Annotated in this window: 24 protein-coding genes and 3 tRNA genes; 14 read left to right on the plus strand and 13 right to left on the minus strand. The window is 53.4% G+C overall.

Annotated features, from left to right (window positions below):
• Positions 1 to 95: 95 nt before the first annotated feature.
• The 3 genes from AB9F27_RS11485 to AB9F27_RS11495 all read right to left on the minus strand — a co-directional run bounded on the left by AB9F27_RS11485 (position 96) and on the right by AB9F27_RS11495 (position 1,461).
• Positions 96 to 485, minus strand: a complete 390-nt coding sequence (locus tag AB9F27_RS11485; protein WP_039000467.1) for an iron-sulfur cluster assembly accessory protein — start codon at positions 483 to 485, stop codon at positions 96 to 98.
• A gap of 49 nt (positions 486 to 534) precedes the next feature.
• Complete coding sequence (locus AB9F27_RS11490) at positions 535 to 900, minus strand: SUF system Fe-S cluster assembly protein (protein WP_039000466.1); 366 nt, start codon at positions 898 to 900, stop codon at positions 535 to 537.
• A gap of 99 nt (positions 901 to 999) precedes the next feature.
• Complete coding sequence (locus AB9F27_RS11495) at positions 1,000 to 1,461, minus strand: Lrp/AsnC family transcriptional regulator (protein WP_039000465.1); 462 nt, start codon at positions 1,459 to 1,461, stop codon at positions 1,000 to 1,002.
• 109 nt (positions 1,462 to 1,570) lie between these two features.
• On the opposite strand from AB9F27_RS11495, the gene phhA reads away from it, so the two are divergent.
• From phhA to AB9F27_RS11540, 9 genes are all read left to right on the plus strand, one after another.
• The gene (phhA, locus tag AB9F27_RS11500; RefSeq protein ID WP_369757731.1) at positions 1,571 to 2,386 is read left to right on the plus strand and encodes a phenylalanine 4-monooxygenase; all 816 of its coding nucleotides are present in this window, start codon (positions 1,571 to 1,573) and stop codon (positions 2,384 to 2,386) included.
• A 21-nt stretch (positions 2,387 to 2,407) separates the two neighbouring features.
• Entirely contained in the window at positions 2,408 to 2,767 is a 360-nt protein-coding gene (locus tag AB9F27_RS11505; RefSeq protein WP_335585475.1) for a 4a-hydroxytetrahydrobiopterin dehydratase, read from the plus strand.
• Between the two features lie 117 nt (positions 2,768 to 2,884).
• Positions 2,885 to 4,015, plus strand: coding sequence for a tRNA guanosine(34) transglycosylase Tgt (gene tgt / locus AB9F27_RS11510; protein WP_335585474.1), 1,131 nt, complete (start codon positions 2,885 to 2,887; stop codon positions 4,013 to 4,015).
• A gap of 304 nt (positions 4,016 to 4,319) precedes the next feature.
• Positions 4,320 to 6,731: an endopeptidase La gene (gene lon, locus AB9F27_RS11515; protein ID WP_335585473.1), complete on the plus strand. Its 2,412-nt coding sequence runs from the start codon at positions 4,320 to 4,322 to the stop codon at positions 6,729 to 6,731.
• A 172-nt stretch (positions 6,732 to 6,903) separates the two neighbouring features.
• On the plus strand, positions 6,904 to 7,269 hold the full coding sequence (locus AB9F27_RS11520; protein ID WP_369757723.1) for an HU family DNA-binding protein: 366 nt from the start codon (positions 6,904 to 6,906) through the stop codon (positions 7,267 to 7,269).
• 179 nt (positions 7,270 to 7,448) lie between these two features.
• The gene (locus tag AB9F27_RS11525; RefSeq protein ID WP_335585471.1) at positions 7,449 to 8,042 is read left to right on the plus strand and encodes a histidine phosphatase family protein; all 594 of its coding nucleotides are present in this window, start codon (positions 7,449 to 7,451) and stop codon (positions 8,040 to 8,042) included.
• 53 nt (positions 8,043 to 8,095) lie between these two features.
• A tRNA-Val gene (locus tag AB9F27_RS11530) sits at positions 8,096 to 8,171 on the plus strand.
• A gap of 243 nt (positions 8,172 to 8,414) precedes the next feature.
• Positions 8,415 to 8,491, plus strand: a tRNA-Asp gene (locus AB9F27_RS11535).
• A 31-nt stretch (positions 8,492 to 8,522) separates the two neighbouring features.
• Positions 8,523 to 8,599 (plus strand) — tRNA-Asp (locus AB9F27_RS11540).
• 59 nt (positions 8,600 to 8,658) lie between these two features.
• On the opposite strand, the gene AB9F27_RS11545 is transcribed toward AB9F27_RS11540, so the two are convergent.
• The 4 genes from AB9F27_RS11545 to mazG all read right to left on the minus strand — a co-directional run bounded on the left by AB9F27_RS11545 (position 8,659) and on the right by mazG (position 13,135).
• A complete protein-coding gene (locus AB9F27_RS11545; RefSeq protein ID WP_335585470.1) occupies positions 8,659 to 10,077 on the minus strand; it encodes a protein adenylyltransferase SelO family protein in 1,419 nt (472 codons plus the stop codon).
• Between the two features lie 27 nt (positions 10,078 to 10,104).
• Positions 10,105 to 11,058 (minus strand): nucleoside hydrolase, encoded by a 954-nt coding sequence (locus tag AB9F27_RS11550; RefSeq protein ID WP_335585469.1) that lies wholly within the window; start codon positions 11,056 to 11,058, stop codon positions 10,105 to 10,107.
• Between the two features lie 129 nt (positions 11,059 to 11,187).
• Complete coding sequence (locus AB9F27_RS11555; protein WP_335585468.1) at positions 11,188 to 12,186, minus strand: Fe(3+) ABC transporter substrate-binding protein; 999 nt, start codon at positions 12,184 to 12,186, stop codon at positions 11,188 to 11,190.
• Between the two features lie 121 nt (positions 12,187 to 12,307).
• Positions 12,308 to 13,135 carry a nucleoside triphosphate pyrophosphohydrolase gene (gene mazG, locus AB9F27_RS11560; protein WP_335585467.1) on the minus strand — a complete coding sequence of 276 codons (828 nt, stop codon included), beginning with the start codon at positions 13,133 to 13,135 and terminating at the stop codon, positions 12,308 to 12,310.
• 69 nt (positions 13,136 to 13,204) lie between these two features.
• Between mazG and AB9F27_RS11565 the strand changes: the two genes are divergently transcribed.
• The 5 genes from AB9F27_RS11565 to AB9F27_RS11585 all read left to right on the plus strand — a co-directional run bounded on the left by AB9F27_RS11565 (position 13,205) and on the right by AB9F27_RS11585 (position 17,948).
• The gene (locus tag AB9F27_RS11565; RefSeq protein WP_335585466.1) at positions 13,205 to 14,368 is read left to right on the plus strand and encodes a M20 aminoacylase family protein; all 1,164 of its coding nucleotides are present in this window, start codon (positions 13,205 to 13,207) and stop codon (positions 14,366 to 14,368) included.
• Positions 14,369 to 14,393: 25 nt separating this feature from the next.
• On the plus strand, positions 14,394 to 14,798 hold the full coding sequence (locus AB9F27_RS11570) for a DUF1499 domain-containing protein (RefSeq protein ID WP_335585465.1): 405 nt from the start codon (positions 14,394 to 14,396) through the stop codon (positions 14,796 to 14,798).
• Positions 14,799 to 15,097: 299 nt separating this feature from the next.
• A complete protein-coding gene (prfA, locus tag AB9F27_RS11575) occupies positions 15,098 to 16,147 on the plus strand; it encodes a peptide chain release factor 1 (RefSeq protein WP_335585464.1) in 1,050 nt (349 codons plus the stop codon).
• Complete coding sequence (gene prmC, locus AB9F27_RS11580; protein WP_335585463.1) at positions 16,144 to 16,992, plus strand: peptide chain release factor N(5)-glutamine methyltransferase; 849 nt, start codon at positions 16,144 to 16,146, stop codon at positions 16,990 to 16,992. Before prfA ends, prmC begins: the two co-directional genes overlap by 4 nt.
• A 233-nt stretch (positions 16,993 to 17,225) precedes the next feature.
• Complete coding sequence (locus tag AB9F27_RS11585; protein ID WP_335585462.1) at positions 17,226 to 17,948, plus strand: DUF4167 domain-containing protein; 723 nt, start codon at positions 17,226 to 17,228, stop codon at positions 17,946 to 17,948.
• A 64-nt stretch (positions 17,949 to 18,012) separates the two neighbouring features.
• Here AB9F27_RS11585 and rsmA read toward each other — a convergent pair whose 3' ends face one another.
• Genes rsmA through lptF form a run of 6 tightly spaced genes read right to left on the minus strand, consistent with a single transcriptional unit; the run spans position 18,013 to position 25,496 of the window.
• Complete coding sequence (gene rsmA / locus AB9F27_RS11590) at positions 18,013 to 18,855, minus strand: 16S rRNA (adenine(1518)-N(6)/adenine(1519)-N(6))-dimethyltransferase RsmA (protein WP_335585461.1); 843 nt, start codon at positions 18,853 to 18,855, stop codon at positions 18,013 to 18,015.
• Between the two features lie 9 nt (positions 18,856 to 18,864).
• Positions 18,865 to 19,839, minus strand: a complete 975-nt coding sequence (gene pdxA / locus AB9F27_RS11595) for a 4-hydroxythreonine-4-phosphate dehydrogenase PdxA (RefSeq protein WP_335585460.1) — start codon at positions 19,837 to 19,839, stop codon at positions 18,865 to 18,867.
• Entirely contained in the window at positions 19,836 to 21,062 is a 1,227-nt protein-coding gene (locus AB9F27_RS11600) for a SurA N-terminal domain-containing protein (RefSeq protein WP_335585459.1), read from the minus strand. The genes pdxA and AB9F27_RS11600 overlap by 4 nt, the downstream gene beginning before the upstream one ends.
• Positions 21,063 to 21,109: 47 nt before the next feature.
• Complete coding sequence (locus tag AB9F27_RS11605; RefSeq protein WP_369757724.1) at positions 21,110 to 23,278, minus strand: LPS-assembly protein LptD; 2,169 nt, start codon at positions 23,276 to 23,278, stop codon at positions 21,110 to 21,112.
• A complete protein-coding gene (gene lptG / locus AB9F27_RS11610; protein WP_335585457.1) occupies positions 23,278 to 24,375 on the minus strand; it encodes an LPS export ABC transporter permease LptG in 1,098 nt (365 codons plus the stop codon). Before lptG ends, AB9F27_RS11605 begins: the two co-directional genes overlap by 1 nt.
• Complete coding sequence (gene lptF / locus AB9F27_RS11615) at positions 24,372 to 25,496, minus strand: LPS export ABC transporter permease LptF (protein WP_335585456.1); 1,125 nt, start codon at positions 25,494 to 25,496, stop codon at positions 24,372 to 24,374. Before lptF ends, lptG begins: the two co-directional genes overlap by 4 nt.
• Positions 25,497 to 25,502: the final 6 nt, after the last annotated feature.

The raw sequence follows: 25,502 nt of genomic DNA on the forward strand, positions 1-25,502 counted from the left end.
GACGGGGTTGGGAAGTGTGGCCTTTAAAACCTGCAGAATTTTTTCAATGCAGGAGGGCAAAGCGGTTTGAAATCCCAGTGGGAAAACCCGAAGCCCTAAGCTCCGGGAATTGTCAAACCTTGCGCGGCCATCTCTTCTACGTCCGCGAATTTAATCGATTCTCCACAACCACAGGCGTCAACAACATTGGGATTGATGAATTTAAAACCCGCTTCTAGCAAGGATACTTCATAATCAATTTTGGTTCCAAAAAGAAACATTTGCGCCATTGGGGCGATCATCACAACGGCATCGCCCTCGCGGATCACTTCGTCATGCGGGTTTAATTCGGACACATATTCCATCGTATATTCCATGCCCGCACAGCCGCCTTTTTTGACCCCAATGCGCAGCCCTTCCGACCCGTCCCGCGCCATCAAACGCGAAATCTGTGCGATGGCTGAAGGGGTCATCGTCACCGCGTTTTTGCCGGGAATGCCAAACATATTCTTTTCCTACTCAAATTCCTTAAGGTGGTACCTTACAAAAATGGGGTTACATGAACCCAAGTTCAAGGCGTGCTTCGTCGCTCATCATTTCCATACCCCAGGGTGGCTCCCATGTGAGATCAACTTCTATCGATTTTACACCGGGTAGGGATTCGATGGCTTCGGCTACCCAGCCGGGCATTTCACCAGCCACAGGACACCCCGGTGCCGTGAGGGACATGATGACGCTTGTGTCACCTTCCTCATTGATTTCAATCGTATAAATCAGACCCAAATCGTAAATATTTACAGGGATTTCAGGGTCATAAACTGTGCGGCACGCATCCACAATCGAGTCATAAAGCGCGTGTTCGCTACTGGATGGTTTGATCAAAGGAGCCCCTTCGATCGGGGATTGAGAAGTCGCGTCCATTTTGGGCCTCATTTATAATAGTTGACCAATTATATAGGGATAACGAAGCAAACGTCCAGAGGGGCTCGTACCCAATGTTGTGACCGGACTCCCCAACGCTCATAAAGGCAGGAAGGTGCTTTGTTTTTTCTGACGTAAAACAAAATGAGTGGTGCTCGAACGCACAATACCGAGGCTCAAAATGCCTTTCATCAGGAAGGTTTCAAGGTCCTCTGGGTCTTTTGCGACGATTTTAAGCAGATAATCATCTGAGCCTGTGATCGAAGCACATTCGACGATTTGTTCTTCGCGGGCAACAAATGCATCAAAAGCGTCTATTGTCGTTTGAGTATGATCTAAAAGGGAAATATGAATATAGGCCTGTGTATTGAGGCCAATTTTTCGGGCGTCCAGAATGGCGGTATATTGTGCAATTGTGCCGTTTTCCTCCAGCTTTCGAACGCGGCGCCAACAAGGGGATGTCGAGAGGTTCACTTCGCGGGCGAGATCTTGCAGACTCATTTTTCCATCACGCTGGAGCGCGGCTAATATGGCGATGTCGTGGGAATCTAAAGCATCCATTTGGTGGTGATTTCCAGTTACTTTGACTTTTGAGGGAAGATTTGCCTCATTATTGCGCTAAAGACAGGTTTGAAGCAAGATTTTTCCCCTCGTTTGTGAAATCCTTCTTATAGCGAAGAGGAGGCCGCAAGTGACCAAAATGAGTGCATATTCTGCAAAAATTCCCGACGAAATGGGGCACATCGCTTATTCTGAGGAAGAAGATGGCGTTTGGCGCGACCTTTATGCAGTCCAAGAGTTACCCGTTCACAGACATATGGCCGAGCCGTATTTGCGGGGGTTAAAGGTCTTGGATTTGCCACATGATCGCGTTCCACAATGCAACGAGGTTTCCGACCGGCTGCGTGACTTGACCGGTTGGCAAGTGGCACCCGTGCCTGCACTCATCGGTTTTGGGCGATTCTTTGGAATGTTGGCGGATAAAACCTTCCCCGCGGCCTCGTTTATTCGTAGCCGCAAGGATTTCGACTACATCGAAGAGCCTGATATTTTTCACGAGATTTTCGGGCACACGCCGCTTTTGGCCGATCCGCGGATTGCGCGTGTGTCTCAGGCCATTGGTAAAGCGGGTCTAAAGGCCGAGGCTAAGGACTATAGTTGGCTGATCCGGCTGTATTGGTTTTCGATTGAATTTGGCCTTTTACAGCAAGGGCAGGGCGTGAAGGCTCTAGGGTCAGGGCTGGCGTCGTCGCCCACCGAGCTTGCCTATTCGGTCAGTTCCGAGGTGCCAGAGCGGCGGGAGTTTAATCTGCTCGACGTGCTGCGCACCCCTTATCGGATTGATATTCATCAGCCAGTCTATTTCGTGATACAATCGATTGAGGAGCTGGAGGAAATGTCGGAGCGCGATCTGCTGGCGGATGTGCGAGTCGCACAATCCATGGGCCTCTTTGCTCCGACTTACCCAGAAAAAGCCGCGTCCTAGGCGCAGATATGGAGCGAAATTATGACGGAAGTTTGCATGTTGAGTGACAAGTCCTGCGCACCTTGCCAAGGGATTGGCGAAGCGATGGAATTGAGCGCCGCACAAGGAATGATGGCGCAATTAGCGGACGGGTGGGTGTTGGCCGACGATGGCAAAAGCTTGACCCGCGAATACACGTTCAAGGGATTTGCCAAGGCCGTCTATATGGCTAACACGGCAGCGTTTTTGGCGGACCAACAGGGGCACCACCCCGACGTGAGTTTTGGGTGGGGGTATTGTCGGGTTTTGTTCACCAGTCACGAGTTGGGCGGATTGTCGGAGAATGATTTCATTTGCGCCGCCAAGCTCGATCAAATGGTGGCCGTCACTGCGAGAGCTTGAGGGCAAAGCGGCCTGTTTGGGAAAATAGCTTGGCATTCGACGTAAATTCCCTACAAGGGCCAATTCCATACTTTGTGGTCCACTAGGGGCCGTTCCGAATCCAAATCGAGTGCCAAAATGACGCAAAAGTTCACCTTTGATCTGCAAGCCACCGACGGACAAGCCCGCACGGGTGTGATTTCCACGCCACGCGGTGACATTCGCACACCGGCGTTTATGCCCGTTGGGACGGCGGCGACGGTCAAGGCGATGTTGCCCGAAAGCGTGGCGGCGACGGGGGCGGATATCCTTTTGGGGAATACCTATCATTTGATGCTGCGCCCCACAGCGGAGCGGATTGACCGTTTGGGTGGGCTGCATAAATTCATGAACTGGGATAAGCCGATCCTCACGGACAGCGGCGGATTTCAGGTGATGAGCCTCGCGGGTCTACGTAAAATGAGTGAGGAGGGGGTTAAGTTTTCCTCTCACATTGACGGGTCCAAACATATGTTGACACCCGAGCGCTCGATGGAAATTCAGAAACTTCTCGGCTCCGATATCGTCATGTGTTTTGACGAATGCCCCGCGTTGCCAGCGACCGATGCCGAAGTTGCGAAATCAATGCAAATGTCGATGCGGTGGGCGCAACGTTCACGCGATGCCTTTGGCGACCGTCCGGGGTACGCGTTGTTTGGTATCCAACAAGGCGGCGTCACGCAGGATTTGCGGGCAGAAAGCGCGGAAAAACTGCGCGAAATTGGGTTTGATGGCTATGCTGTTGGCGGCCTTGCCGTGGGCGAGGGGCAGGAGGCGATGTTTGGGGTGCTGGACTATGCGCCCGACATGTTGCCCACCGACCGTCCGCGTTATTTGATGGGCGTCGGTAAGCCCGATGATATCGTTGGGGCCGTGGCGCGGGGCATCGATATGATGGACTGTGTCCTTCCCAGCCGTTCTGGTCGCACGGGTCAATTGTTCACGCGCAATGGGGTGATTAATATCAAAAACGCGCGCCACGCGGATGACCCACGCCCCTTGGATGAAGCTTGCACATGCCCCGCCTGTTCCAACTATTCCCGCGCCTATTTGCATCATGTTTTCCGCTCGCAAGAGATGATCTCGGGGATGCTTTTGACGTGGCACAATCTGCACTATTTCCAAGAGTTGATGTCGGAAATGCGCGCGGCTATTGCTGTCGGCGCTTTTGAGGCGTTCCAAAAGAAATTCCACGAAGATCGGGCGGCAGGAGACATTGAGCCGCTCTAGATGGGCCTTCAAGATTCAACTCCTGCGCGAAAATGTGCTGAAGGTGAATAATTCGTGAAGTCCCCGTGATTATTGCCAAAAAACGTGGATATCTGCGGATTAACATCTAATTTGGCTGAAAACCCTGAGGGCACGCGTGTTTGTGCCCTTGAAATAAGCCCCACATAAAGGCATTCTTACCCAAAGCTTTGCCGGAAACGGTTGAAAGTTCGGGGACAGGCCCCCAACTATAAATCCGACACGGAGAAGATACCGGTTGCCGCCAAGCGGGGCCATTTCTTCTTGCTAATAATAAGGACTGAACATGCACGAGCAACTTAATTCCTCTTATCCCGTACTTCCATTGCGCGATATTGTGGTGTTTCCACATATGATTGTGCCGCTTTTCGTTGGTCGCGATAAATCTGTCCGCGCCCTCGAAGAAGTGATGGCCGATGACAAACACATTCTTCTCGCAAGCCAGATCGATCCCGCTGTGGATGATCCGGATAGCGACGGAATCTACAAAGTTGGCGTTTTGGCCAACGTGCTGCAACTGTTGAAATTGCCCGACGGGACCGTGAAGGTTTTGGTCGAGGGTATTCAGCGCGTGCGCATTAACGAATATCTCGAGAATGCTGAATTCTTTGAAGCAACGGCGGAGTTCCTTGAAGAGGTACCCGGCGAAGAAGACATGATTGAAGCCCTTGTGCGTTCGGTTGGCGAAGAATTCCAGCGCTATGCAAAGGTTAAGAAAAACATCCCCGAAGAAGCGCTCGCCGCTGTATCCGACGCCTCGGATAGCGCAAAGCTTGCCGACCTTGTGGCCGGTCATTTGGGGATCGAAGTCCAACAAAAGCAGGAGCTTTTGGAAACCTTGCCGATCGACGTGCGGCTTGAAAAGGTTTATGGCCTCATGCAGGGCGAAATGTCTGTGCTTCAGGTCGAGAAAAAGATCAAAACCCGCGTCAAAACCCAAATGGAGCGCACCCAGCGCGAATACTATTTGAATGAGCAAATGAAAGCCATTCAGAAAGAATTGGGCGACGGCGACGAAGAGCAAGACGAAGTTGCAGAGCTTGAAGAACGCATTGCCAAAACCAAATTCTCCAAGGAAGCGCACGAAAAGGCGAATGCGGAGCTGAAGAAGCTCAAAAACATGAGCCCAATGTCAGCCGAGGCAACGGTTGTGCGCAACTATCTCGACTGGATGCTGTCCATTCCGTGGAACAAGCGTAGCAAGGTTAAAAAAGACCTAGCGGCGGCTGAAAAAGTGCTCGACGATGATCACTATGGCCTCGAAAAAGTTAAAGAACGCATTGTGGAATACCTTGCCGTTCAGCAACGCAGCAAGAAGCTGAAGGGCCCCATTCTTTGCCTCGTTGGCCCTCCAGGGGTGGGGAAAACCTCGCTCGGAAAATCGGTTGCCAAGGCCACGGGGCGTGAGTTCATTCGCATCAGCCTTGGCGGCGTGCGCGATGAAAGCGAAATCCGTGGCCACCGCCGGACGTATATTGGCTCCATGCCGGGTAAAATCATTCAGGCTTTGAAAAAGGCCAAAACGTCGAACCCGCTAATTTTGCTCGATGAGATCGACAAGATGGGCCAAGATTTCCGTGGCGATCCCGCGTCTGCTATGCTGGAAGTGCTTGATCCGGAACAAAACTCCACATTTGTGGATCACTATCTTGAGGTCGAATATGACCTTTCTGATGTGATGTTCCTGACAACCTCGAACAGCTATAATATGCCGGGTCCGCTCTTGGACCGGATGGAAATCATTCCGCTTGCGGGTTACACAGAAGATGAAAAAGCCGAGATCGCCAAGCAACATTTGATCTCAAAGCAGATCAAAAATCATGGTCTTCGCAAAAATGAATTTGAGGTCACAGATGGGGCGCTCATGGACATTTTGCGGTACTACACACGGGAAGCTGGTGTGCGGAACCTTGAGCGTGAGTTGGCGAAATTGGCACGTAAAGCTGTGACCATGATTGTGCGCAAAAAGGAAGAAATCGTGCGTGTGACCTCCGACAACCTGTCTGAGTTCCTTGGCGTGCGGCGTTTCCGCTATGGTTTGGCCGAAGAAGAAGACCAAGTTGGTGTTGTAACGGGCCTTGCTTGGACCAGTGTTGGCGGTGAACTGCTCTCGATCGAAGCGCTTAAATTGCCTGGCAAGGGTCGGATGAAAACAACCGGCAAATTGGGCGACGTGATGAAGGAAAGCATCGAAGCTGCGAGTAGTTTTGTGCGCTCCATTAGTCCCGAAATTGGGGTGAAGCCACCGGTGTTCGAGAAAATCGACATCCACGTGCACGTTCCAGAGGGCGCGACTCCAAAAGACGGGCCAAGCGCTGGTGTTGGCATGGTGACGTCGATTGTGTCTGTGTTGACGGGAATCCCTGTGAAAAAGGACATCGCCATGACCGGCGAGGTCACGTTGCGCGGCAATGTGTTGCCCATTGGCGGCTTGAAAGAGAAGCTATTGGCGGCGTTGCGGGGCGGGGTGAAAACCGTTCTCATTCCAGCAGAAAACGAAAAAGATCTGGTGGATATTCCGAACAACGTCAAAGATGGTTTGACGATTATTCCGGTGTCGCATGTGAGCGAAGTTCTGAAACACGCTTTGGTCTCTAAGCCGGAGCCGATTTTGTGGGATGAAGAAGCCGAGGAAGCTGCGCGGTTGGCGTCAATTGCAAGTCAAAGCAGCAATCCGAACCACCCAGTCGCACACTAAGACTAACACCTAAGAAGTTTTAGGGCGTCGAGAAATCGGCGCCCTTTCCGCATGCGCTGTGTTGCGTTTTTGAAATATCTCTTTGAATACTATGCGGTTTCTTTCGAATGAGTAGATTGTTAAGGAGGGATCAGATACGCTGTTCCCATAATCGAAACAATTGGACAGCCTCATGACCACATCTAGCAAAAAAACAACATTGAGCGAAAAAGCCACCACGGTTGGGCCAAAATCTGTCCCAACAGAGGGAACCGCTCCTCGCACGGTGGAGGGTGTTACTCCTTCGGAGAACGTCACAGAGCGCGCTCCCGAGATGAAAAAGAACGATTTGATCGATCGCATCATTGCCAAGAACGGTATGAAGCGAAAAGACGTTAAGCCATTGGTCGAAACCCTGCTTTCCGTTCTTGGAGAGGCGATTGGCAAGGGCGAAACGCTCAACCTTCAGCCCATGGGCAAGCTTGTCATTAAGAAAACAAAAGATATGCCCAATGCAACAGTGACCGTCTGCCGCATTCGGCGCTCCAAATCGCTTTGATCGCTTGGTTCTTCGAAAAGTGGCCATAATCGAGGCCGCTTAGTCCGTGGGACATCCAAGGTTTTCGTACTTTCTTTAGAACCAAAAAGATCGCGTTGGGTTGCCCTCCCTTTGCGTTGGGTTGCCCTCCCTTTGCAGGGGCGTTAGCCGTTTGAAAAAACACAAAGTACGAGGCCCCAATGTCGAAATTCCCTCCTATATTCATATTGCGGCACGGCCAGACCGAATGGAATCTTGGGCATCGGTTGCAGGGATCGCTGGATTCTCCTCTGACTGCGCGTGGCAAGGAGCAAGCGGTCGTGCAGCAACGCCTTCTGGCGGGGGTGTTCGCGCGAGAAGCGGCGCAAGTTGTGGTGAGTCCCCTCGGACGAACCCGTCAAACCGCCGAGATTGCCCTGCGCGGTCATAAGCTTGTTTCCCCTCCAAGATTCGATCCACGTATTGCTGAAATTTCGGCGGGGCTCTGGGAAGGTTTGGAACGCAGCGAAATCAAGCGGCTTTGGCCAAGTTCTTGCCAAGCACCCTGTGATTTCGAGTATTATACGGGGGCGATAAACGGGGAGGGCGTTGATAAACTTCGCAAAAGGTGCACTGCGTTTCTCAACGAACTTACCACGACAACTGTTCTCATAACGCACGGAATTTGCTCAGTAATGTTGCGAGGAATCCTTTGTGGGTTGGACCATCAGGCGATGTGCAAGTTGCCACTGACTCAAGGATGTATCTTTGAAGTTCGCGATGGCGTGGAAGTAATTTTGCAAGAAGCAAAATAATCGCATTTTTGCTCTTGCATCCCCCCATGTGCCTAGGCTAATTAGCGCTTACCGGGTCGTTAGCTCAGTTGGTAGAGCGCTTCGTTTACACCGAAGATGTCGGGAGTTCGAGCCTCTCACGACCCACCATTTATCCCAAAGTACCGTATGAATTTCAAAACGCATCATCTGTTGATGCCTGTTTGACGTCGAGCTATTTCAACGGTTTTCCCTGCTGTTATGGGGCAATTAGAGCTTCGGTTTACTGAAAAAATAAGCCTGAAAATATTTGTTCACTTTCCTTGCTCTTTTCGGACGAACGCGGCTTGACGCCAGCAACCGCGCACCCTAAAAGCAGCCTCACGCTTGGGTAGTTACTCAAGAGTGCAGCACGCGGTTGTAGCTCAGCTGGTTAGAGTACCGGCCTGTCACGCCGGGGGTCGCGGGTTCGAGCCCCGTCAACCGCGCCACTGCACTTTTGGAAGACGCCCGTTGCGATGCGCGGTTGTAGCTCAGCTGGTTAGAGTACCGGCCTGTCACGCCGGGGGTCGCGGGTTCGAGCCCCGTCAACCGCGCCACTTTCCTTTTCTCAAAGTAAAATTTTCGCCGCAGGGCATATTACGCCACTTAAGCGTTCCTAGGTTCCGCAGAAGGTCGCATAGACGCGTTCATCGTCCTTTGGGGCGTCCATGAGCGTTTTATCCTCGGGCCGCTCGTATGGGGTGCTTAGTGCTGCGTGGAGGGCCGCGAAGGGCGCGAGGTCGCCTGTTACTGCAGCTTGGATCGCTTGTTCGACGCGGTGATTGCGGGGAATGACGGCTGGGTTTGCGCGGGCCATCACTGATTCTGGATCGCTCTCCGATTCAAGGCGCTCTTTCCAGCGAATCTCCCAGTTCTCAAAACCTGTGGGGTCGCTGAATAACGCGGCGCTCCCTCCATGCGACAGTGACCAGAAAAACAGCGTAAAATCAACTTCCTCGGCGGCCATGATTCCAAGCAAATCGACGAGAAGAGGGCGGTCGGAGGCTTTGGCCGCATCAAACCCAATTTTCTTGCCAAACACGGAGAGCCACGCGCGATGAAAACGCGGAACAAAGCTGTTTACGGCTTGGGTCGCTTGGGCAATGGCCTCGTCTTGTGGGCCCATAATTGCAATCAAGCTGCTTGCGAATTGTGCGAGATTCCATGCGGCAATATCGGGCTGGCTTTGATAAGCATAGCGCCCCTGCTGGTCGATGGACGAAAACACGCGCGCGGGATCAAATCCGTCCATGAAGGCACAGGGGCCATAGTCGATGGTGATTCCACCCACGTGGCAATTATCGGTGTTCATCACGCCATGAATAAAGCCCAAACCCATCCATTGAGCCACAAGATCAGCTTGCGCGTTGACGGCGGCTTGCAAGAGGTCAAGCGGGCCATCAACTTCGGGATAGTGGCGTGCGATGGCCATGTCCGTCAGGAGGGTAAGCGCTTCGGTGTCGTTGCGGTAGGCGAAGTATTGAAAGGTGCCGACGCGCAAGTGACTGCTGGCAACCCGTGTGAGAATAGCGCCGGGGAGGGCTGTTTCGCGTTGAACGCGCTCCCCCGTCGCGACAATGGCGAGGGCCCGCGTTGTGGGGACGCCGTAGGCATGCATTGCTTCGCTCACGAGGAATTCCCGCAAGACGGGGCCAAGCCACGCGCGACCATCGCCGTTGCGCGAATAGGGGGTGGGGCCAGAGCCTTTGAGCGCGATATCAAACCGTGCGCCGGAGGGGGTGAGGACTTCGCCCAGAAGATGCGCGCGCCCATCGCCAAGGCGTGGGACGAAGTTGCCAAATTGGTGTCCGGCATAGGCCTGCGCGATGGGCTGCGAGCCTTCGGAAATGGCATTGCCTGAGAGCATGTTGAGCAGGTTGTCGCTGTGGAACAGATCTTCGGAAAGCCCAAGCTCCAGCGCGAGTTCCTGATTGAGCGCCAACAGTTCCGGCGCGCCAACCGGAGTTGGGGCTGTTTCCGCGAACATCGTTTTAGGGAGGCGCGTATAAGAGTTATCAAATTTAAACAGTGCCATACGCGCGCCTCTTAATGTTATTTCAGTCTAAAGCCGCCCGATGCGCTCCGTTAAAAGAGCGAAAAACCCATCGGCGTCAATCTCGCTCATGAAGGTAGCATTCGGTGCGCGGTCCGTCACCCCCCACCAATCGGCGACCGTCATTCCAAGAGTAAGTTCGGAGGTGGTTTCGATCTCGACATTAACGAAACGGCCCTGAAATAACTCGGGCTTAATCAAATAAGCGATGACGCAGGGATCGTGGAGCGGCGCCCCGAGGGAGCCGTATTTTTCTTTGTCAAAACGTTCAAAGAAGTCCGTCCATTCGGCGACCATTTTCCCAGGAGCAGTACCTAGCGCGCGAAAAGCGTCTACCCGCGCGCTTGTGGTCAAAGCTTTGTGGGTGACGTCGAGGGGCATGACTGTGATCTTCACGCCAGATTTGAAAACAATATCAGCGGCTTCTGGGTCGACGTAGATGTTGAATTCTGCGGCGGGAGTGATGTTTCCTACTTCAAAGTACGCACCGCCCATCAAGACGATCTCTTGGACACGCGCAATGATATCGGGCGCTTTTTCAAACGCCAAGCCGATGTTGGTGAGGGGACCGAGCGGGCAAAGCGTAACGGTACCAGCGGGTTCCGCGCGCAGGGTTTCGATGATGAAATCCACGGCATGACCCGCAGTCAGCGCCATCGTCGGTTCAGGCATCACCGGGCCATCAAGACCGGTTTTTCCGTGCACATGCTCTGCGGTGACCAATGGGCGTTTCATTGGCGCGTCGCAGCCCGCAAAAACCTTTGTGTCGGGCTTTCCCGCCAATTCACAAACTATGCGCGCGTTCTTTTCTGTGAGCGGCAAGGGCACGTTGCCAGCGACAGCAGTTATCCCCAAAACGGTTATGTCTTCAGGGCTTCCGAGCGCCAAAAGGATGGCGACGGCGTCGTCTTGGCCGGGGTCGGTATCGATGATGATTTTGCGGGGCGTTTTATGTGCATTCATTAACTTGGCTTCCTATCGTGAAGTCGAAGATTGCGCAGACAAACACGGATTTGCAAGTAAAGACTTGGCTATAAATGCAAACACCCCCGCACAATTGGCAGGGGTGTTTTCGTTTGGTCAGACCGAATATTAACCGTCAAAATCTACTGTTTCCGCGAGGCGAATGGCCTGTGCGCGCAACTGTGCGATTTCCATCAAGTTGGTCTCGTCTGCGGTGAATTCACCCCATCTTGCAACAACAGGATCGACGCTTGTTCCCGGTGCTATTGGGTATTCAAAATTCTTCGCAGCGTAGATTTCTTGAGCTTTGGAGGACGCCAAGAATTCCATGAATTTCACGGCATTGTCCCTGTTTGGTGCATATTTCGTCATCGCGACACCAGAGATGTTGACGTGTGTGCCAGAGCCTTCAAACGTTGGGAAAACGATATCAACTGAGTCGGCCCATGCCTTTTGTTCCTCGTCGGCCAACATTTGGCCCATGTAATAAGTGTTGCCGATCGCGATGTCGCATTCTGCGGCCCAAATCGCCTTGATCTGTGCGCGGTCGTTGCCTTGGGGTTTGCGCGCGAGGTTGGCTTTTACACCTTCAAGCCATGTGGTGACATAGGCCTCGTCATGGTGCGAAAGCATGGCTGCGATCAACGCTGTGTTATAGGCGTGCGTTCCAGAACGGGTACAGATGCGCCCCTTCCATTTCGGATCTGCGAGGTCCTCATAGGTTGTGACTTCGCCGTCAGCGACACGTTCTTTGGACGCATAGATGACGCGGGCTCGGGTGGTAAGGCCAAACCATTCATTGTTTTCACCGCGAAGGTTAGCAGGGATATTGGCGGTGAGGATTTCGCTCTCGACAGGTTGGGTGAGGCCCGCTTCGATGACCGAATTCAAACGCGCAATATCGACCGTCAAAATGACATCAGCGGGGGTGCGATTGCCTTCGGCGGTCAGTTTTTCAACCATGCCTTTTTCAAGGAAAGCGACGTTCACGTCGATGCCTGTTTCCGCGGTAAAAGCTTCTGTGAGGGGGGCGATCAGTTCTGGTTGACGATAGGAATAGACATTCACTTCGTCGGCAAGAACGGGGGAAGCGAGGGCCAAAGTGGCAAGCGTAGTGATCAGGCGCATGGTATCTCCGAGTAAAAAGGTGCGAATTGTATGAGGGCTTTTAATCTGACTAAAACACTCAGGTCAAGAGTGGAGTGGATAATACCCCACTAAAATAATCGGAATAATTGTCGCGGGTAGATTACCCTGTTGTAACTGCGCGCTTTTCTAGGCGTTTCACAGCATCCCACAACGCGTCCATTTCAGCCAGATTGGACTCGACCGGAGTTTTTCCCTGCTCCGCAAGTAGGGCTTCGATCCCCTCAAAGCGCCGTGTAAATTTGGCGTTTGCAGCACGGAGCGCGGCCTCTGGGTCGACTTTCATATGGCGGGCAACATTGGCCATGACGAAAAGCAAATCCCCGAATTCTTCTTCAACTTCGGTTTGGGTAAGCTCTGCGCGTGCCTCGGCGAGTTCGTGGGTTTCCTCAACAACCTTATCCAAAACCTGCGAAATATCGGGCCAATCAAAGCCGACCCGCGCCGCACGCTTTTGCAATTTCACAGCCCGCAGCAGGGCAGGAAGCCCAACGGCCACTCCCTCCAGAGCACCTTTTTGTTCTTTGTCGGAACGCTCGGCGGCCTTGATTTTTTCCCAATCAACTGTTTGTTGCGCTGCAGATTTGTCGCGGCTTTCGTCACCAAAAACATGCGGGTGGCGGGCGATCATCTTGTCGCTGATGTTTTGGGTGATGCTTTGGAAGGTGAAATCTCCGGCCTCGGCCCCGATTTGCGCTTGAAACACGACTTGAAGGAGTAAATCGCCTAATTCGCCCTCAAGTTCCGCAATGTCACCTCGTTCAATTGCGTCGGCAACCTCATAGGCCTCTTCGATCGTATAAGGGGCGATACTGGCGTAATCCTGTTCGACATCCCAAGGGCAGCCCGTTTCGGGGTCTCTTAGACGCTCCATTATGGCCAAAAGTCGTGAAATTTCGCCATTTGACGTCAGGAGAGGTTGTTGTGCCATTGCAGCGCCCTTTTGTTTCAGAAAGACTATCGCGAGTTAGACAAACGACGGCATGGGAGTCCAGAGCAGATGGCAGTTATCAATCGGATAGGGGATCTGAGTGCGGAAATGACTACTTGGCGTCGGGCATTGCACGAGAACCCAGAGCTTGGCTTTGAATGCCACGAGACAGCTGCGTTCGTCGCTCAGAAACTTCGTGAATTTGGGGTGGATTCGATTGAGGAAGGCATCGCCAAAACGGGGATTGTTGCGATCATCAACGGCCAGAAACCTGGCCCCACAATTGGCCTGCGCGCCGATATGGATGCTCTCCCGATGCAAGAAGAAAGCGGCGTAGAATATGCGTCCAAGAATGACGGAAAAATGCACGCCTGTGGCCACGATGGACACACGACGATGTTGCTGGGCGCGGCCAAATATCTCGCGGAAACCCGCAATTTTTCGGGGCGGGTAGCATTGTTGTTCCAGCCTGCCGAAGAAGGCGGCGGCGGCGGCGAAGTGATGTGCCAAGAAGGCGTCATGGACCGCTTTGACATCCAAGAAGTCTATGCCATCCACAACGCGCCCGAAGTGCCTGTCGGCAAGTTTGAAACCTGCGTCGGGCCGAATATGGCAGCGGTTGATAGCTTTGATATTTTCATCAAAGGGACCGGCGGACATGCCGCGATGCCGCACGAAACCGCCGACCCGATTATGGCTGCTGTCGCGCTTGCGCAAGGCATCCAAAGCATTGTGAGTCGCAATCACAAAGCGACCGACGATTTGGTGGTATCTGTCACACAAATTCACGCGGGGACCGCGGACAATATTATCCCCGATACGGCCTATATCAATGGAACCGTGCGCACCTTTTCAAAGGATGTACAGGCCATGGTGATGAAACGGCTTGAGGAACTTTGTAGCGGATATTCAAGCGCTTACGGGGTGCATGCAAAGCTAGTTTATCACAAAGGTTATCCGGCCACGATCAACCACACCGCGCAAACCGCAAAGGCCGCAGAAGTGGCACGGAGCATCGTGGGAGAGGCCAATGTGGACGAAGACGCAAGTCGGATCATGGCCGCCGAGGACTTCGCCTATATGCTCGAAGAACGCCCCGGGGCCTATCTTCATTTGGGGCAGGGTATGGGCGCGCAAGTTCACCACCCCGCCTATGTTTTCAATGATGAAATCCTACCGATTGGCGCGTCTTTCTTTGCCCGTATGGTAGAAAACTCCCAGCCTTTAACCTGACCTTCATTTAGAGAATTGACACGTAATGATTAAACTACTCATGGGATTGGTGGGGGTCTTGGCCCTTTTTTCGCTCTATGTCCGATTGGCACCTAGTCCTGCATCACTGTGGCACCGTTCGGTTCATGACATAGCGGAACCGTCTGAGAAGAGTTATCGGACCACGCTTCAGGGGATCGATTTTTTGCAACTGCATGATCTTATCCTGCAAACGGACCGCACAAAGGTTCTGGCGGGCTCTCCCGAGGAGCGGCACGTCACCTATATCACCCGTTCAGCGCTTTGGAACTTCCCAGATTATACCACAATTGAGCAATCAGGATCCGAGACGACGATTGTTGGCAGGTCAAGATTTGGGAAAAAAGATCTTGGGGTGAATCAGGCGCGTATCCAAGGATGGGTCGCGGATTTGATACAGACCGGAGGATAGGCAGCCCTCGGATTGTTCGCGCCACATTGGGTTGTTGAGCGACATCTCGCAGCGGGCGGTAAACATACGTCCATCAACCTGTAAGCAGACGGTTTGACCCAGTTCGACACGGCTTCCCGTTTTGTCGGTGCAGTAGCATGAAACCTCAGGCAGCGGTGGCGTAGCAACGCTTTGGTTGGCCGTTTCGGCAAGGCTTGCTGTGCCCAGCAAAGCAAAAATTAAGCTTAAACCGTTCATATGACGATCTTAGCACATTTCGCCCCCTTGACCAAATCCGGCAGATAACGCATTTCCATAGCATGATAGCAACAGACACACTCATGCAGATCCTTCAACGGTTTCAATTTCTCGAAGCTTCTATGGCGGAGGGGACGTCTGATATTGCGGTCCTGGCCAAGGAATATTCCGACCTTAAGCCCGTGGTTGATGAAATTCAGTCCTATCAACAACTCACCAGTGATATAGCTGATGCCGAAGAGATGCTGTTGGATCCCGAGATGAAAGAGCTGGCGGATGAGGAACTGCCCGTTTTGCGCGCCCGTCTTCCCCTCGCTGAATCCGCTTTGCAACTTACACTCCTGCCCAAGGATGAGGCCGATGCTCGTCCCGCGATGTTGGAAATCCGTCCCGGAACTGGGGGCGATGAGGCGGGGTTGTTTGCAGGCGATTTGATGCGCATGTATCAGCGCTATTGCGACAATCACGGGTGGAAATTTGAGATCATTGAATACAATGAAAGCGAGCTTGGCGGGGTCAAGGAATTGGTCGCGCGGATTTCGGGCGAGAACGTCTTCGCGCGCCTGAAATACGAAAGTGGCGTTCATCGTGTTCAGCGCGTACCCACGACTGAAAGTGGCGGGCGGATACATACGTCAGCGGCAACCGTTGCGGTGCTTCCCGAAGCCCAAGATGTTGATATTAATATCAATACCAATGATATTCGCATCGATACCATGCGGGCTTCCGGCGCGGGTGGGCAACACGTTAACACCACCGATTCCGCCGTGCGGATCACCCATATCCCCACAGGTATCATCGTTGTGAGCGCCGAGAAATCGCAGCACCGCAACCGCGAAATCGCCATGACCGTGCTCAAAACGCGTCTCTATGATTTGGAACGCCAAAAGCTACACGACGAACGCTCTGCCAGCCGCAAAAGCATGGTGGGGTCGGGCGATCGCAGTGAACGTATCCGTACCTATAATTTCCCGCAAGGGCGCATGACCGACCACAGAATCAACCTGACCCTGTATAAACTTGATCAGGTGATGGCGGGCGATTTGGACGAAACCATTGACGCGCTGACCGCCCATGCTCAGGCCGAGCTTTTGGCCGAGATGGAAAATTGACCCCTGAGAAGACGGGGGCGGTTGCCCTTTTCGAAGCAGTTCGACTTCTTAAAGGGGCAGGGGTCGCCGATCCCGCCACCGACGCGCGTATTTTACTCGCGCATGCCTTAAAAACGGAACGCGCGCGCCTCACTTTGGTGGATCAGGAGCCGATGTCCAGCGTGGCCCTCGCGGAGTATGAGACACTTATTGCGGCGCGCATGGGCCGCCAACCCGTGTCGCAAATTATCGGCCTGCGGGCCTTCTATGGGCGCGACTTTCGGGTGACGCCCGATGTCTTAGATCCGCGTCCAGATACGGAACTTGTGATTGACTTGGCCCTTGAACGCCCTTTTGAGCGGGTGCTTGATCTTGGCACCGGCAGCGGCTGCATCCTGCTCACTTTGCTGGCGGAGACCAAGGCCACGGGGCTTGCGACCGACGTGAGTGCGGCCGCGTTGGTTGTGGCGCGCGGCAACGCCGAAGCGCTCAACCTTACCAGCCGCACTGAATTCATAACGAGCGATTGGTTCGCTGACATTCCACCACAGGCTTTCAATCTAATCGTGTCCAATCCTCCCTACATCAGTGCACAGGCCATGCAAACCCTTGCACCCGAAGTGCGCGACTGGGAACCGCATGGTGCCCTTACGCCGGGGGGAGACGGACTTGGCCCGTACCAAATTCTTACCCAAAACGCGCCCAGATACCTTGTGCCAAACGGACGCCTCATCGTGGAAATTGGTTTTGATCAAGGTCTACAGGTGGCTCAAATGTTTGAACAGGCAGGCTTCACACAGGTTGCTGTTTCCAAAGACCTTTCCAACAATGACAGGGCTGTTTCGGGGGTTTGGGCGGAAAATTGACGGAAATTTCACACGTATTGTGCGAAAATCGCCTAATGATGCCTCTAAGATGAAATTTATGCTTGTTTTACGCGCGGGGTCGTGTTTACTCCTGATTAAGGTAAGGCGGCGGATGCTTAATAGGCGGTCCCCCTTGCTGATAAGCCAGAAATCGTCAGGGCCGGTATAGAAACCCCACGCAAGAGGCGCGGCATGGACCTTACGACTGCCATATAGGGCTGGATAGAAAAAATATGAGATCTTCCAAAACACGCTCACGCGGTAAGAATAACCGTAGCCGTTTTCCATCAAACAATGGTGGAAACTTAACCAATCGGGTTTTCGATAGTTCGGGACCTGAAGGTAAGGTGCGCGGGACGCCACAGCAAATAATCGACAAATATAACCAACTGATGCGCGATGCTCAGTTGTCAAATGATCGAGTCGCTGCAGAGAATTTTGCCCAGCATTCCGAGCATTACACCCGCCTGTTGGCCGAAAATATGCGCGAAATCGAAGAGCGCCGTGAAAGCCAAGAAGCCCAAAACCGTGACCGTCAGGCGCAGCGCGACAGCGAGCGCACGGAGCGGTTCGAACGTCAAGAAACGCAGGCCGCAGGTACTTCCCCGATTGAACCGCCCGTACAATCCGCTCCGACGCCGGTTGCCAAGCCAGATACGCCGCGCCCCTTTGTTCAGCCTGATTTGGGTTCTGGCCCACAACCTGATTTGTTGGATACAAGCACTGATAATAGCGGATTGGTGGATACGCCTGAGGCCAAACCGCGCAAGGTTTCTAATCGCCCGCCGCGTAAGCCTAGGACTGAAAACCCAGTTGCCGCCCCAGTAGACGGGGCCGAGCCAGCTTCAGAAAAGCCAAAACGTGCCCCGCGCCGTCGTAAGCCAATCGAGAAAAATGTCGATGCGGGTACACCTGCTTCAGAGGCTGCTCCCCGGTCCGAGCCAACAGGCGAGTAGGTCTTTAAAATTCGTTAAAGAGAGGGCTAAAGGGAAACCTTTAGCCCTTTTTTATGCCTAGAGTTTAGGGTTTGGCTAACTCACGGGCCAAGGCACAGAATTGCTCAATGGACAATTGCTCTGCGCGTTCGGTGGGTTTGATGCCCGCTGCCATCAGACGATCCTCGATGTCGGGTGCTTGCCCTTTGAGGGCTGCGCGGAGCATTTTGCGGCGTTGATTGAAAGCCGCAGCCACAACGCGGGACAAAACTTTGGGGTCGGCCTCAAACAACGGTTTTTCGCGCATTTGTAAATGAACTACGGCAGAGTGAACCTTTGGCGCGGGCGTGAAGGCCTCGGGTGGGAGACTCATGACAATACGGCAATCACAGCGCCATTGCGCCAAAATCGCGAGTCGCCCGTAGGCTTTTCCACCCGGTTCGGCGACGATACGATTCGCCACTTCGCGCTGGAACATCAAAGTCAGGCTCTGCCAAAACGGCGGCCATACGGCGGGGGTGAGCCAGCGTACCAACAGTTCGGTTCCCACGTTATAGGGCAAGTTGGCCGCAACACGGATGGGCGGTGTCAGCATGGACAATGGGTCGATTTCCAGCGCGTCGCCGTTGATCACCTCAAGTTGCCCTGGATAGACAGCGGCAATTTCCGCGAGTGCGGGGAGGCAGCGCGCATCTTTTTCCACGGCCAGTACGCGGCGCGCGCCTTCGGCCAGCAAACCACGGGTCAACCCGCCCGGGCCGGGGCCGATTTCGAGAACATCGCATTGCGTTAGGTCCCCCGCTTGGCGGGCGATTTTGGACGTCAGATTGAGGTCGAGTAGAAAGTTTTGCCCTAGGGATTTCTTGGCGGAAAGTTGGTGGTTTTCGATCACCTGCGCGAGCGAAGGGAGGGAGTCTATTGTTGCCATTGTTCGGTCCTAATTTTGCGCACGCGCAGTCGCCATTTTATGCGCAAGTTTGAGGGCTTCGATAAGGCTTGTGGGTTCAGCAATCCCACGGCCAGCAATGTCAAAAGCGGTGCCATGATCGGGCGAGGTGCGCACGAAGGGAAGGCCCAGAGTGACGTTGACACCGCGATCAAAATCGAGCGTTTTGATCGGGATCAGGGCTTGGTCGTGGTACATACAGACCGCTACATCATAGCTCGCACGGGCGCGCGCATGGAACATGGTATCTGCGGGCAGGGGGCCGCGAAGGTCCATTCCTTCGACCTGCATTTGCGCGATCACACCGTTGATCATGTCGAGTTCTTCACGCCCCATTGCCCCGCCTTCTCCAGCATGTGGGTTGAGGCCCGCGACGGCAACTCGAGGTTTGGATATGCCGAAGTCGCCCTGCAATCCGGCGACTGTAATCCGCAAGGTTTCGCGCAGCAATTCGGGGGTGAGTTGTTTTGGAACTTCGCTCAACGCAATATGGATTGTGACGGGTACAACGCGCAACTGATCACAGGCCAGCAGCATCACTACGCGCTCCACCCCTGCCAAATCCGCTAAAAATTCCGTGTGGCCGGGAAAGGCAAATCCAGCGCCATCTTTAAGGGCTTTTTTGTGGATGGGGTTGGTGCAAACTGCGCTGGCTTGGCCGGATTGAACCAATTTAACCGCCCTTTCTATCACGTCGATCACGCCTTGGGCGTTGGCCGCAGTGGCGGTTCCGAAGTGGTTCTGCGTAGCAAAAGAATGGGGCAAAACGGGTAGGCCACCGGCCATCGCGCTTGCGGCTTCATTTGGGTGGTCAATCAAAACATGGGGCACCGACCCCACCAAGTGGCGCGGATCGGCGATGAGGAAAAACGGCACAGATCCCGACAGTTCAGACCAAGCCTTCTCGGATATTTCCATACCCACGCCCGCAGGTTCGCCACAGGTTAAAGCAATCGGTGGAATCATGGTTCGCGGATCAAAGCGGTTGCCCGCAATTCAGCTAAATACGCATCGGCATAAGATGTGACGCGCTCGTTAATCAGGCGGGTGCGAAGGGCGTTGCGAGTCTCGTCCTCAACGATTTCGGCCGTGCGCCCACAAAGCATAAGCACCACCAAAGTCTGTCCGTCGTTGCGGGTTAAATTCGCCGAGACTTCGCCTTCGTCAAGTTTCGCAAGCTCTACCGCGATGTCGCTTGGCACGTCTGACTGGGCTTGCGAGATGATCTCAAGCTGCTCCTCGGTTGAATTGGGATACAGCCCATATAGATCGTCGCAGGAATCAGCAGTGTAACGCAGACTCATTGCTTGCTTCACGACGTTCGGTGCGCGCCCGCCTGCTAAATAGAGCCGTGCGTATTCCACCGCGAGGGCCGTCGGGATTGGCGCAGCCGTTTCCTGAATTGCACGCATTTGAAAAAACAGCAATGCATTTGGAATTTCAATAGGGTCGGTGATTTCACCGGGGGCGAGTGTCAGGAGAAGAGGGCGAAATGCAGGCGGCAAATCAGCGAGGGACAGCCAGTCTAACTGGCCACCATTTGGCGCGGATTGCGAAACGGAAACGGCTGTTGCTGCTTCGGAAAAAACCTTTGTACTCGTGATCTTCTGGATTTCGGCGCTAATGACGGCCGCGCGTTCTTGGTTCTCGGGCGTGTCAGCCGGAAGGACGATTTCGCCCAACAGCACCCGCACGCCACCGGTTTGGGACGACAGAGAAAGGGCGCGGTCAACTTCCGCCTCTGAGACGCGCCCGCGTTGACCAAAGAGCGTGCCCACTACCTCGCGCCAAAGGATGCCTGAAGCGACGAAATCCCGAAACGTTTGAACGTCAATGCCCTCTTCGGCCATGGCTTGGATGAACTCTTCTGGCTCAAGCTTTGCGCGCCCAGCGAACTCAATCATGCCTTGGTTTATGGCCTCGTCCTCAACGGAAATACCGAGGCGCTCAGCGGCATCCAAATAGAGACGCTCATCAATCAAACGGTCGGTGGATTCTTGGGTGAGGTTGCCAGCGGTGCCCAACGCTTTCAAGAAGAGGGCGCGTTGTTCGAGTTCATATTGTGTGATGATGCGCTCGTTGACTCGCACCACAATGTCAAATGGACCCTGAGCCTGCGCACTAGGCACGGCGCCAAGCACGAGAAAAACGGCAAGGATCGTATGAAAGAAGTGTTTAGATACTGTCATTGCTACTGGGCCTTGTTATTTGTCATTCTGGTCGTCACGTCGCATGATTAATTGAAACGCCTGCATTTTTGAACCGACTTCTTGGGTTTTGAGCCATCCGAGCCAAACCCAGTAAGAGCAACGGTCATGCCAACACTCGTTGAAGGGTCCACGTTATCGGAGGAAGTGAAGCGGTGCGAGAGCGAAAGGTCAATCTCAACGCATTCATTTTGATAGGTTAAGCCGAAACCCGCTTCTGTGGGGGTGACGGCGGCCAAATCATAGCGCCAATATACATCACCAGACCACGTTGAGTTGATCAGGTAGTCAGCATCAAACGTCCATTCCGAAGTGTTTGTATATCGATCAAGCGCTGGTTCCGGTGTAAGCCAAATATAGCCTGTTGAAATATTATACCGATCATCGGTGTAAGTCAGGAGGTTTTCACTACGCGTAAACGAGAAGTCGTCGTCAATCAGGGAGTGCGATGCAAAGGACAATCTGTTTAGGATATCGACTTCAAAAGACGCTAACCAATCCGATTGAAAACCGGCTAATCCCGACCCTTGGTAGAACAAATCGGGGTCTTGGGCGCGCACCACCCTCCCAACGGTTGCTCCAAAGGTTAATCCGTCTGGGCTAACGCGTTTGTAAGTTAACCCAATATTGGCCCATGTCCCCGCTTCGCGTCGATCCAATCCGGGAAAACGGTTGCCCGAGAACATGTTACCCGGGTCCAATGTGGCGTCTTGGCTGTCTTCATTTGGCGGGAAGTCGCTTTGAAGAGGGCTGTAAAACACTTGAACGATGGGTTCCAAAAGGTGCTTTGTGCCATCCTGAGATGACTTCATGAGCGGCCAGCGCAATTCGGCCCCAAGGGTGCCATAAGTTAGGAACTCGGACGGCGGATATGTCGTATCTTGCTCAATACCATACAGTTCGGCCCCCACATCCGCCCCCGCGGAAAAGAGCATGCCGTTGCCAACGAGCGCTGTCTTTTTCCAACTTAGAAAGGCCGCGCCGCGTTGCACGTCCCGTCCGACAATGTTTTCGTCGGATTGGCGCTGTGCGGCATGAAAGGAGGCAGAAAACGTTGCCGATCCACCAACGCCGACAGGAAAGAAACGTCGCTCATAGACCGAGTCAAAGGCGAGGTTGGGCAAGGTGGCATTGTCGTCGCCTTCGCGCAGGGATTCCGCATTGGAAAGCGCGGTGCTAATATACTCATATCGTTTCGCCCGCGACAAATCGATGGTGCTGTTGAGCAAATCTTGGTCCGAGAAATCATAGGTCAAAAGATAGTCATGATCCGAAACGATTTCGGCGCGAATTTTCAAGATAAAGTCCTGTGCCACAGCGAGTTCACCACCGCCAAAGAGATACCCGCGCGTGATGTCGGGCATGATGTCGTCCTTCGAAATCGCACCCTCAAATTCAAGCAATCCGTTCTGGAAGGCTTGGCGGTAACGATACTCCATCGTATTGGTATTATTGGTAACAAGAGGGGCGAGGGTGAGGTCTTTTGAGGTGCCAAAGGGCAGAAAATACGGAATCCGCACACCTTGGCCCAACTGGGAATTCGACACGAGGGACGGGATGAGAAAACCACGTGTGCGTTCGAGCGATGGGCCGGGAAGGCGCATGTATGGCAAGTAAAAAATAGGCACCCCCATGACCCGTAGTTGCGCTTTTTCGAAATAGAGTTGTTTTTCCAATTGGTCGTGTACGATGCTTTCGGCCCGTATTTCCCAAAGCGGTGTCGGGTTGCTCGCACAGACCTCACAGGAGGACGCAACCGTTTTGTAAAGGCGGGTATAGCGGCCGTCGACGCGTTGAATTTGGTTCGCGGCCATTTGCAATTGCTGGTTTAGGACAAGACGCGCGCCGACAAGAAGACCCTCTTGAAGGTCGCGGTCCAACGCACCACTATCCGCCAAGATCAGAGTTTCGGTGCCTCTAGTAAGGCTCATGGGCCCCTCGATCAGCAGCGTTTCTTGTTTGGATTGATAGGTGATTTTGTGCGCCTTCAAGTGCGCCTCGTCAAAGAAAACCTCGACGTTCCCCGTCGCGACCAAATCGCCGTCACTGTTCACTGAAATTGCATCGGCCACCAGACTTGCAGGACCATTCTGTTCCTGTTGGGTCGTGGTTTGCGCATGGGCAAACGTGGCGGGGATTGCAAACGCCACTAGTACCGCGCTAGCCAAAATGCGTGTCACAGGACGGATTTCGAGCATTACCCGTCCTCCATATGCAACAAGAGGGCCATCGCGATAAAAATTGACACGATGGGTGGTGACCACGTGGCAAGAGCAATCGGCAGTTGTCCGTTTTCTCCAAAAATTTGAAGGAAATCCCGAAGGAAGAAAAGGCTAAAGGCGAGGAGTATCGCGGCTAAAATCATCACCCCAGTGCGGCCAAAACGAGTGTGGCGCATCGTGAAACCCGCGCCAATCATCACCATAGCCACAAACATCAACGGCATTGCCAACTCGCGATACAGCCAAGATTTGTGTTTAAGGGCAGAAAAACCCGCGCGTTCCAGCTGATCGATATAATTTGGTAAATCCCAAATCGAGATCGCATTGGGCGTTCCAAAACTGTCGCGAATTTTGTCAACAGTCAGGTCGCTTTCAAGGGCAAAATCTTCCAACAGAATGGCATCGCGCTCTGGGTTTGTACTGCCTTCAAGGGGCCATCTTTTGACCCCGCTCAATGCCCAGTATCCGTCCTCAAGCACCGCTGTTGCGGCCTCAATGCGCGTCAACGGGTCGCCTTCCTGACTGAAGATAAGGAACGTCACTTGCTGCAATTCGGTGCCGTCAAGATTGGCTCCTGCGGCGCGAATTACCGTTTGGTTTTCGCTGTCCACCTGCCGAAGCCAAAGGCCCTCCGCGCTGATCGACATAACAGAGGATTGGTCCGTCGTGAATTGGCGCGACACATATTCATATTGCTTTTTTGTGGCGGCCACGATGGGATTGAAAACCGCAACTGTGATGACCCCAAACAGAAACGCGACGATCACCGGCGAGATCAAACTTTTGATCGCACTTCGACCAGAGGCGCGAATGACAACCAATTCGCTACTACGTGCAAGCCCCAGAAACAGCGCAAGGGTCGCGAGCACAACAACAAGTGGCAAAATAGCATACATCGAACTCGGGGTATTGAGCGCCGCAAGGGTAATCAGATCGGAAAATCCAAGATCGACATTGCCAAATTTGCGAATTTGTTCAGCAATGTCGAGCAGAAAGGCAATGCCCAAAAAGACGGAAAAGACACCAAAAATGGCTTTCAAATACTTGCGTGCCAAATAGAAATAGAGAGTCATCGCGCCCACCTCCGCAATTGGGCAAGGACTTGCGGATTGGCGGCAAACCAAAGCAGGGTACCGGACATTCCGACACCAACAAGCGCTGGAAGATAGGCTGCCCACCAAAAGTTTGCGGCACGTAAACTCATGTCGAGGGCTGCCGAGTCGACAGCCTTCACAACAATCAACAGCACAAAGGCAAATCCAATCTGCGGCCAGAGTCCGAAGCGGCTAAACCCACCCAAAAGAAGGCAGGAAAACCCGATAAGTGCGCTCACCAACGCCAAGAGAGGTTGGGAAAGCCTTTGATGCGCGGCAGACAGCATACGGGCTTCATTGACCTTCGTTTCCGCGAGGAGGGCAGGTGTCGGATGTAACAACTCCCAAGTGGATAACTCGCTGATCGTTCGGTTTCTTGTCGAGGGCGCGGCGATTAGGTCATTGATATCAAAAACTAAATCCTGAAAACTTGTGGTAAACAGCCGTTGCCCCTCCGCCCGCAAACTTTGCGCAATGCCTTCAAGCATCAACAACTTTGGTCCAGAGGCGTCTTCCACCAAAAGCGCGCGTTTGGCCGTATATGTGGTTCGGACGCCCTTAGAGCGTGCATCCGATAAAAGGATCTCATTCAGGGCTCCGTCAGGTGAAATATTGCGAATATAGAGCGTAATTCCCTTGGTCGGATTTAAAAATGTCCCGTCCACCAAAAGGCGCGCGGTGATGTTTCGCGACAATTCTAACGATCGGATTCCAATCTGTTTCGTCGCCGCAGGGATAAGAACGTGGGACAGAATGCTCATCATAATCGCCACAATAAACCCGAAAACGATCACCGGACGCGCCATGCGATACGGGCTGAAACCTGCCGACTGGACAACAACCATTTCGCTCTCAGACGAAAGTCTATTCACCGCGTAAACCGTTCCAACAAAAGCAGAAAATGGCAAAACAAGGACGATGACGCGTGGCAAAGCAAGCGCGGTAAGTTCAAGGAAAACGCCAGCCGATTGACCGCTTGAGATGATTTGATCAAACAGAGATACCGCGCGATTGACCCAATAGACCAGCACGAGAACCAAGGAAAAGAAACCAAAGAGCACCATCAGTTGCGACAGGACATATCTGTCGAATCTCGCCACGTGAAT

It is taken from the genome of Falsihalocynthiibacter sp. CO-5D18 (assembly GCF_041205445.1).
In the GTDB taxonomy this organism is placed as follows: Bacteria; Pseudomonadota; Alphaproteobacteria; order Rhodobacterales; family Rhodobacteraceae; genus Falsihalocynthiibacter; species Falsihalocynthiibacter arcticus.

What these genes read in the sequence shown, in the direction of transcription:
- AB9F27_RS11495 (WP_039000465.1), bottom strand. Translation starts at nt 1,461, where the DNA reads ATGGATGCTTTAGATTCCCACGACATCGCCATATTAGCCGCGCTCCAG.
- AB9F27_RS11600 (WP_335585459.1), bottom strand. Translation starts at nt 21,062, where the DNA reads ATGACAGTATCTAAACACTTCTTTCATACGATCCTTGCCGTTTTTCTC.
- pdxA (WP_335585460.1), bottom strand. Translation starts at nt 19,839, where the DNA reads ATGATTCCACCGATTGCTTTAACCTGTGGCGAACCTGCGGGCGTGGGT.
- AB9F27_RS11485 (WP_039000467.1), bottom strand. Translation starts at nt 485, where the DNA reads ATGTTTGGCATTCCCGGCAAAAACGCGGTGACGATGACCCCTTCAGCC.
- AB9F27_RS11545 (WP_335585470.1), bottom strand. Translation starts at nt 10,077, where the DNA reads ATGGCACTGTTTAAATTTGATAACTCTTATACGCGCCTCCCTAAAACG.
- AB9F27_RS11565 (WP_335585466.1), top strand. Translation starts at nt 13,205, where the DNA reads ATGGCAGTTATCAATCGGATAGGGGATCTGAGTGCGGAAATGACTACT.
- AB9F27_RS11490 (WP_039000466.1), bottom strand. Translation starts at nt 900, where the DNA reads ATGGACGCGACTTCTCAATCCCCGATCGAAGGGGCTCCTTTGATCAAA.
- AB9F27_RS11505 (WP_335585475.1), top strand. Translation starts at nt 2,408, where the DNA reads ATGACGGAAGTTTGCATGTTGAGTGACAAGTCCTGCGCACCTTGCCAA.
- AB9F27_RS11570 (WP_335585465.1), top strand. Translation starts at nt 14,394, where the DNA reads ATGATTAAACTACTCATGGGATTGGTGGGGGTCTTGGCCCTTTTTTCG.
- AB9F27_RS11605 (WP_369757724.1), bottom strand. Translation starts at nt 23,278, where the DNA reads ATGCTCGAAATCCGTCCTGTGACACGCATTTTGGCTAGCGCGGTACTA.
- tgt (WP_335585474.1), top strand. Translation starts at nt 2,885, where the DNA reads ATGACGCAAAAGTTCACCTTTGATCTGCAAGCCACCGACGGACAAGCC.
- AB9F27_RS11555 (WP_335585468.1), bottom strand. Translation starts at nt 12,186, where the DNA reads ATGCGCCTGATCACTACGCTTGCCACTTTGGCCCTCGCTTCCCCCGTT.
- lptG (WP_335585457.1), bottom strand. Translation starts at nt 24,375, where the DNA reads ATGACTCTCTATTTCTATTTGGCACGCAAGTATTTGAAAGCCATTTTT.
- mazG (WP_335585467.1), bottom strand. Translation starts at nt 13,135, where the DNA reads ATGGCACAACAACCTCTCCTGACGTCAAATGGCGAAATTTCACGACTT.
- AB9F27_RS11525 (WP_335585471.1), top strand. Translation starts at nt 7,449, where the DNA reads ATGTCGAAATTCCCTCCTATATTCATATTGCGGCACGGCCAGACCGAA.
- lon (WP_335585473.1), top strand. Translation starts at nt 4,320, where the DNA reads ATGCACGAGCAACTTAATTCCTCTTATCCCGTACTTCCATTGCGCGAT.
- AB9F27_RS11550 (WP_335585469.1), bottom strand. Translation starts at nt 11,058, where the DNA reads ATGAATGCACATAAAACGCCCCGCAAAATCATCATCGATACCGACCCC.
- rsmA (WP_335585461.1), bottom strand. Translation starts at nt 18,855, where the DNA reads ATGGCAACAATAGACTCCCTCCCTTCGCTCGCGCAGGTGATCGAAAAC.
- AB9F27_RS11520 (WP_369757723.1), top strand. Translation starts at nt 6,904, where the DNA reads ATGACCACATCTAGCAAAAAAACAACATTGAGCGAAAAAGCCACCACG.
- AB9F27_RS11585 (WP_335585462.1), top strand. Translation starts at nt 17,226, where the DNA reads ATGAGATCTTCCAAAACACGCTCACGCGGTAAGAATAACCGTAGCCGT.
- prfA (WP_335585464.1), top strand. Translation starts at nt 15,098, where the DNA reads ATGATAGCAACAGACACACTCATGCAGATCCTTCAACGGTTTCAATTT.